The sequence below is a fragment of the Candidatus Pyrohabitans sp. genome (assembly GCF_054014795.1).
This window is the reverse complement of sequence record NZ_JBPMGE010000009.1, coordinates 1-7,458: the sequence shown is the minus strand read 5'-3', so window position 1 is coordinate 7,458 and position 7,458 is coordinate 1. Positions and strand designations below refer to the sequence as shown.

The 7,458-nt window shown below is 54.1% G+C and carries 9 protein-coding genes; 6 read left to right on the top strand and 3 right to left on the bottom strand.

Features of this window, described 5'->3' with window-relative positions:
- Positions 1-381: nucleotidyl transferase family protein (locus ACXJJW_RS00835; protein WP_503417194.1), on the top strand; the 381-nt coding region annotated here is incomplete at its 5' end.
- Here ACXJJW_RS00835 and ACXJJW_RS00830 read toward each other — a convergent pair.
- Genes ACXJJW_RS00830 through ACXJJW_RS00820 form a run of 3 tightly spaced genes read right to left on the bottom strand, consistent with a single transcriptional unit; the run spans position 382 to position 2,742 of the window.
- Positions 382-780 (bottom strand): type II toxin-antitoxin system VapC family toxin, encoded by a 399-nt coding sequence (locus tag ACXJJW_RS00830; RefSeq protein WP_456473820.1) that lies wholly within the window; start codon positions 778-780, stop codon positions 382-384.
- Complete coding sequence (locus ACXJJW_RS00825) at positions 762-995, bottom strand: hypothetical protein (RefSeq protein ID WP_456473819.1); 234 nt, start codon at positions 993-995, stop codon at positions 762-764. Before ACXJJW_RS00825 ends, ACXJJW_RS00830 begins: the two co-directional genes overlap by 19 nt.
- Before the next feature lie 52 nt (positions 996-1,047).
- Positions 1,048-2,742, bottom strand: a complete 1,695-nt coding sequence (locus ACXJJW_RS00820) for a TIGR04190 family B12-binding domain/radical SAM domain protein (protein WP_456473818.1) — start codon at positions 2,740-2,742, stop codon at positions 1,048-1,050.
- Between the two features lie 146 nt (positions 2,743-2,888).
- Here ACXJJW_RS00820 and ACXJJW_RS00815 point away from each other — a divergent pair, with 146 nt between their 5' ends.
- The 5 genes from ACXJJW_RS00815 to ACXJJW_RS00795 all read left to right on the top strand — a co-directional run.
- Positions 2,889-3,632, top strand: coding sequence for an indole-3-glycerol-phosphate synthase (locus ACXJJW_RS00815; RefSeq protein ID WP_456473817.1), 744 nt, complete (start codon positions 2,889-2,891; stop codon positions 3,630-3,632).
- Positions 3,625-5,085: an anthranilate synthase component I gene (gene trpE, locus ACXJJW_RS00810; RefSeq protein WP_456473816.1), complete on the top strand. Its 1,461-nt coding sequence runs from the start codon at positions 3,625-3,627 to the stop codon at positions 5,083-5,085. Before ACXJJW_RS00815 ends, trpE begins: the two co-directional genes overlap by 8 nt.
- Position 5,086: 1 nt before the next feature.
- Positions 5,087-5,650, top strand: a complete 564-nt coding sequence (locus tag ACXJJW_RS00805; RefSeq protein WP_456473815.1) for an anthranilate synthase component II — start codon at positions 5,087-5,089, stop codon at positions 5,648-5,650.
- A 3-nt stretch (positions 5,651-5,653) separates the two neighbouring features.
- Positions 5,654-7,114, top strand: coding sequence for a phosphoenolpyruvate carboxylase (gene ppcA, locus ACXJJW_RS00800; RefSeq protein WP_456473814.1), 1,461 nt, complete (start codon positions 5,654-5,656; stop codon positions 7,112-7,114).
- Between the two features lie 4 nt (positions 7,115-7,118).
- The coding region (locus tag ACXJJW_RS00795; RefSeq protein WP_503417193.1) for a beta/alpha barrel domain-containing protein at positions 7,119-7,458 on the top strand (340 nt) is incomplete at its 3' end.

The following is a 7,458-nucleotide window of genomic DNA, read 5'->3' as shown; positions in this document are numbered from 1 at the left end:
CTGCTCAGGTGCATGTACTACGTTGGCAAAAGCGCTGTGATAGGAAGCTTCGAGAAGCTTGAGAACTATGAGAAGCGCCTTCTGGAGGAGGCTTTCAAACGTGCGGAGTTCGTTTTTGTAGGTATCGTGGCAGACGACGAGGATAAGCGCCTGAAGCTAAAGATAAGGAAGCTGGGGAAGCTGCTGGCAGCGCGCTACCCCGGCAGGTACGAAGTGGTGGAGGTGCGCGGAGAGTTCACCCCCGCCGTTGAGGATGAGGAGGTCCACACCCTGGTTGTGCCCTCCGAAGAGGTTGCCCACAGCATCAACGAAGCCAGAGAAAAGCGCGGATTAAAACGCCTTACGGTGGTTGAGGTGCCGCCACCTGAGGGAGCTGCGTAGTCATACCTCGTACAATCTGATTCCTCTTATTCTTCTGAAGTGTCTCAGGTTTCTGGTGTACAACAAGGCATTATTTTCCAGCACTATTCCTGCAATCATCGCATCTCTGAAATCCACTAAACGACCTTCTTTCTCCAATTCAGCTATTATTCTTCCGGAAAATTCTGCTGACTCATCGGTGAATTTCAGTGGTTCAAGTCTGCCTGCCAGCTCATTAACAGATTTGACATTTTTCTCTGCCTTCTCAGTTTTAAATGCGCCATAGTAAAGTTCAAATAGATTTATTGTGGTAGTTGTAAGTTCAAATTCATCTTCAAGTTGCCGTATCTCATTTGCAGTTGCTGGGTTTCCTCTCAGAAAATCTATCAGAACGTCTGTGTCTAAGCACAGCGTTTCCAAGTTTTCCAGCCCCTTTTCAGCGATTTTTTAATTTCACGTACCTCTTCGTCGCTGACTTCCCAGGATCCTGCAAGATCGCCTATTTTCTTCTCCATAAGGTACCTTATTGCATCTTCAATTGAAACGCGTCTTTTAAGCTCAGCCTGAAGTTTACCTGCTATCTCAACCAGTCTGGTGTAGGTTTCCTCACTCAATTTAATCGACTTGGTGGTCATAGTAGTTTATATGGTATAAGTAGTATAAATATCTTTCTTGGAGCAGAAAATCTCAAAAAAGACTCTTCAAAAACTTTTTGAAGAGGGCGAGCATTCTCTTCATCTTAAGCCCCTGGGACCAGTCCAGCTCCCTGCGGTCTATCATGAGCCTTTCCATGAGTTCGCGAAGTGAAGCCTTAACCTGCTCCTCCCCGAGAGTTCCCTGCTTTCTATGCGCATCCACAAAATACATCATATCCTTTGAGATGGCTATCCTGCGCTCTATTTCGGCAAGGGTTTCCTGAGATATTAATCCAGCGTTTGCCTTTATCTGAGCAAGCCTCAAGGCAGAGGAATAGGAGAGGTCGACTATGTCCTCTCTGCTCAGGTGCGTTGTGCGGTAGCTTAAGAGGTCCTTCCATGTGAGTCCGCGGTCCAGGAGCGAGTAGTGGTCCATGAGTGTATGTGCATACTTGATAAAGCCGTGGGCCTCCGGGTTGTCGAAGGCGATTGAACCCGGGTCTAAGAAAGGAGCATAGGGCGAGATGAAGGGCAGGAGCCTGCTGCCGCGGTGCTGCTCAACCAGACTCTCGGCAACCTTCAGGGTCGTCTCTATGCTCTCCCTGCTCTGGCCTCCCAAGCCTATCATAAAGTAGAGGTCAAACTGCCTGCAACCAGCGTCAAAGGCGTCGCCAATCATCTTATCAAGCGCGGCATTGGAGTATTTCCTGCCGATTATCTCCCTCACCTGCTCATCACCCGACTCGGGGGACATCTCGATGGTGAAGTCGCTAACACTCCTGCCAAGCTCTCTCAGGAAGCCTCGCGGTGGCGGTGTGAAGAATTCGAATATGATGGGGATGTCCACACCCTCCCTTCTGAGAAGCTCCAGCACGCGCAAGCCATACTTCTGGCTGCCAATTGCCAGGTCTCCCAGAACAAAGGCCGGCGCCCTGAACTCCTGTATCTTGAGTATGTCCCTCACCACCATCTCGGGCTTGCGGAAGGCGACGCGGTGTCTGCCGCATATTTTGGCGTAGGCATACTCGGAGCCTCCGCAGGCTATGCAGTTGCTTTCGCATCCCTTGCGCGTGAGCACCGCCATTATAGGTCTGTTCAGAAACTCATAGAAGGGGAGCATGTCGAGGCTGCGCGCCCTGATGAGTTTCTTGAAAACATAGTCGTAGTCAAGGTGGAACTCATCCAGGTTCTCAGGCACATACCGGATGGGGTTTACCCTCACCTTTGAGCCATTGCGGTAGCTCAGGTTGTCCACACTGCTGAGCTTTCTCTCACCAGCTATGCTCTCCATGAGCTGTACAAAAGGCTTCTCTGTCGAGTCTCCCCGCAGGACGTAGTCCACCTCGGGCACCTTGGTTAAGAGCTCCTCGTGAAAGTAGCTCGCAGAAAGGCCGCCCATCACAATGGGCACATCCTCATGCACACGCTTGCACAGCTTCACAAGGTTAAGGGCGCCGTGAACATGGGGCAGCCAGTGAAGGTCAATGCCAAAAGCCTGGGGGTGCATCTTCCTGATGTACTCCTCCAGGTTGACATTGCGGTCCCGAAGCATTCGGAGCGCTATGTTTACTATGCGCACCCGATAGCCGTGCTTTTCAAGGGTCGAGGCTATGGACACGAAGCCCAACGGGTACATCTCAAAAACAGGTGTCGAGGGCACGAGGTCGTTTATCGGTCCCCAGAGGATGGGTCTCTCTCGAAAGTCAAAGATGCTGGGCGGGTGAAGCAGGATAAGGTCGGCCTTCATATATAGCACCATTAGAGTTTGGGTTATGCTCCAAAGCTATCGTTTAGAAATTGGAACGTCCCCACCACAACATTTAAATACTTCTATGCCATACTATAACAGCCCTTGTTGCTCATTGATGGACAAGAATAAACGTTGGTGATTGGATGTTTGCAAAAATACTCGCCGACTGCAGGAGAAGGTACAGAAGATTCAGTATCAGAGTAGAGCCGGAGCGGAAGCCGCGAAGCTTTGAAGAGGCGATTACAGCAGCTAAAAGGCGCGGCATAAATCCCGTTATCACCGAAGTGAAATTTGCCTCACCCAGGGGTGAGATACGCACACCGGGCGGCGTGGAGGAAATCGCCCTCGCCATGGAGCGGGGCGGGGCGTGCGGCATCTCTGTGCTCACTGAGGAGAAGTACTTCAGGGGCAGCCTGGAGTACCTCAGGTGCGCCTCGGAGGTGAGTACCCTGCCAGTGCTACGCAAGGACTTCATCTTCGACCCATCGCAGGTGGACGAGGCCTACTACTACGGCGCCGACAGTGTGCTCTTAATTTCCAGCTTTTTCTCAGAGGATAAGCTCAGCGCCCTAATAGCCAGGTGCAGATACTTCGGAATAGAGCCCCTGGTGGAGGTTCACTCTGAGCGTGATGTTCGCCTTGCGCAGCGCAGCGGTGCGCACATCTATGTGATCAACAACCGCGATAAGGACACGCTGGAAATCGACCTCTCGCGCAGCCAGAAGCTTGCCGGGCTGGTGAAGGGCATAAAAATCTCTGCCTCCGGCATTTCAGGCACAGAGGAGCTGAAGCGGGTGCTCCGCCACTGCGATGCTGCGCTGATTGGCACCAGCATAATGCGCAGCAGGGACATAGAGGAGGCCACCAGGAGGCTGGTGTATGCGTGAGCCTGGTTTAAAGGAGGTTCAAAGCGCAGTCGCCGGTAGGCAGAGGTGCGTGGTGCCGCTTATTCGCAGGTTTCCCATCGATGGCCTCAGGCCAGCTGACGTGTATGCAGCGCTTCGCAGCAGCATGAGCTACTCCTTCCTGCTGGAGTCTGCAATTTTCGGCGAGAAGGTGGCGCGCTACTCCTTCCTCGGCGCCGGGCCCGAGGAGGTTATAGCACTGAAAGACGGTGTGCTCAGGGTTAACGGCAGGGAGGAGAGGATAGAGGGCGACCCCCTCAAAGCACTGCGCCGCTTTGTCGACTATGAGGTAATCGGCGAAAAGCTGCCAAAGTTCTTCGGCGGACTCATAGGCTTCTTTGCCTACGATGTGGTGCGCTACTTCGAGGACATCGGCAGCGCAACCAGGGACGACCTTTGCCATGAGGATGCCCTATTCCTTTTTGCCAAGCAATTGATCGCCTTCGACCACTGGCGCGAGGAGATTTTGCTTATATCCAATTTAATCCTGGACAGCGAGAAGAACCTTGAGGAAGAGTATATGCGCGCTGTGGAGGCGCTTGACAGGCTTGAAGAAGTGCTGAAGCGCTCTGGGCGTGTGCACTCACAGAGGAAAGGGAAGCGCACTCTTACGTTGAGGAGCAACTTCACCCGCAGAGATTTCGAGAGAGCAGTAGCAAAGGCAAAGGAGTACATCTACGCCGGAGACATATTTCAGGTGGTGCTGAGCCAGCGCTTTGAGGTACCCTACACTGGCGATGCCCTCGCCGCCTACCTGGCGCTGAAGGAGATTAATCCCTCGCCCTACATGTACTGCCTTGAGCTGGGCGACAAGGCAATAGTGGGCTCTTCGCCGGAGATACTTGTGCGCGTTGAAGGTGGTAGGGTGGTGGTGCGCCCCATCGCCGGCACAAGGCCCAGAGGGAAGGATGTGGTCGAGGATGAGGCTCTGGCGAGGGAGATGGTAAACGACGAGAAGGAGCGCGCTGAGCATGTGATGCTGGTGGATTTGGGGAGGAATGATGTGGGCAAGGTGGCGCGCTTCGGAAGTGTTGTAGTTGACGAGTTCATGAGCGTGGAGAAGTACTCCCATGTGCAGCACATCGTGAGCAACGTGGTGGGAGAGCTTCGCGAGGATAAGGATGCCTTCGACGCTCTCGAAGCCTGCTTTCCCGCGGGTACGGTGAGCGGCGCACCGAAGGTGAGGGCGATGCAGATTATAGAGGAGCTTGAACCTACTCGCAGAGGAATATACGCAGGCGCTGTGGGCTACTTCTCCTTCTCGGGCGAGATGGACTTTGCCATAACGATTCGCACCATAGTTATTCAGGGTGGAAAAGCCTATGTGCAGGCGGGTGCGGGTATAGTGGCAGACTCAATACCGGAGCGTGAATACGAGGAGACCAGAAATAAGGGCAGGGGGATGCTCCGTGCAATAGAACTTGCTGGTGGTTAGGATGAAGGTGCTCATCATAGACAACATAGACAGCTTCGTGTACAACCTCTACCAGTATGTGGGCGAGCTGGGCGCGGAGGTAATTGTGAGAAGGAACCATGTGACTATCGCCGAAATAGAGAGGCTGAAGCCAGAGAAGATAATTATATCCCCCGGTCCGGGTGTGCCTGAAGAAGCCGGAGTGAGCGTGGAGGTTGTCAGAAGGCTGGGTAAGAGCGTGCCCATCCTTGGCGTCTGCCTGGGGCACCAGGCGATAGGCGTTGCCTTCGGGGCGAAGGTGGCTAGGGCAAAGACGCTCATGCACGGCAAGGTGAGCAAGATTACCCACGATGGTAAGGGGATTTATCGCGGCGTCGCAAATCCCTTCATAGCAACGCGCTACCATTCACTGGCGATAGTTGAAGAGACGCTGCCACCTGAGCTCGAGGTGAGTGCACGCAGCGATGATGGTGTGGTCATGGGCGTACGCCACCGCCGCCACCCCATCACCGGGGTGCAGTTCCATCCGGAGAGCATTTTAACCAGTGAGGGCAAAAAGATTATCAGGAACTTCCTGGAGATGTAGAGCATGGCTGTGCCAAGATGTATGTCAACGCAGCATCCAGATAATGTAACAACGCCCTTCTTCTCCCACAACTCTGTGCTGGGAGGCGAGGATGAGATTCAGGAGGCCTACTACGCCTTCTCCCACCTCGGAATAGAGGAGCAGATGTGGGACTGTGAGGGCAAGGAGGTTGACAACTTTGTGGTGGAGAAGCTGCTCTCCCGCTATGAGCGCTTCTTTCGCACCAGTAAGCTGGGAAGGGAGGTTTTCCTCACCCTTCGCGTGCCCAACCCGGAGGTGGAGCGCACCGAGGCCAAGATACTGCTGGAGACGCTGGAGAGCATACCGCGCAACTTCGATATCGCCAGAGCCTTCTACGGTGAGGATATCGCTCCGATTTTTGAGGTTATACTGCCCATGACCTCTTCTGCTGCCTCCCTGAACCGCGTGTATTACTACTATAAAAACTTCGTCTCAGGCAAGGCCGGGAGGCGCTTCTTCGCAGGAGATATAACCATCGCTGAGTGGATAGGGGACTTCAAGCCGGAGGAGATAAATGTCATCCCGCTCATAGAGGACCGGGAGAGTATGCTGCGCAGCCATGAGATACTGGAGGAGTATCTATCTGATAAGCGCATCTCTGCGCAGCGCGTATTTCTGGCGCGCTCCGACCCGGCGATGAACTATGGCTCGCTGAGCGCAGTGCTACTCAACAAGATAGCACTGCAGCGGATATGGAGGCTGGCTGAGAAGCTGAGCATTGAGCTTCTGCCCATAATCGGCGTGGGTTCTGCACCCTTCAGGGGCAATTTCAAGCCTACAAATGTTTACAACTGCCTGTGGGAGTACCCCAGTGTTCAGACCTTTACGCTGCAGAGCGCCTTCAAGTACGATTATCCAGAGGCTATCGTGAGGGAGGCCATAGAGGAGATAAAGTCAAAGCGCAGGAAGCAGCCCCGTTTTGTGAGCGAGGAGAAGTGTCTTGAGGTTATGGAGAGGGCAAGCGGTGAGTATGAGAAACTCCTGCGCCTGCTGTCACCGCTCATCAACCTCATCGCAAAACACGTGCCAGCGAGGCGCAGGAGAAAGCTGCATATAGGCTTATTCGGCTACTCCCGTGAGGTTGGCGAGGTTTCCCTGCCCAGGGCGATTCCCTTCTGCTGCGCCCTCTACTCCATAGGCCTGCCCCCGGAGCTTCTCGGGCTGAGCGCCCTCAGGGAGCGCGACTTCGAGTTCCTGCCAGATATCTACGTCAACTTTGAGGAAGACCTGCGCGATGCGATGCGCTACTTCAATCCAGAGGTGGAGAGCCTCCTGCCGGGGGAGGTGTGGAAGAGGCTCAACCCCTCGCTTGTGGAGTACGAGCGCGATGAGGCCCACGCGGAGGTCACATCGCGGATAATCTCGGCGGTTAAGAAGGGCAGGCTTGAGAATCTGGGGGAGGATATCGTCGAAGCTGCGTGGCTGAGAAAGTTTCTGGGGTGAAGCCATGAGTGAGATAGGCAAGCGCGTCAGGCTTGAGAGGATATTTAATCGCGAGACAGGCAGAACTATAATCGTGCCCATGGACCACGGCGTCAGTCTCGGCCCAATTCCGGGCATAGTTGACATAAAGAGCATGGCCAACGCCATCTCAGACGGTGGAGCGAATGCTGCGATTGTGCACAAAGGTGCGGCGATCTTCGGTCACCGCGGTTATGGTCGTGACATCGGCTTAATAATGCATCTTAGCGGGAGCACCTCCCTTTCTCCTGACCCCAACCACAAGGTTCTTGTTGCTACTGTTGAGGAGGCGCTCAAGCTGGGTGCAGATGCGGTTAGTATACACG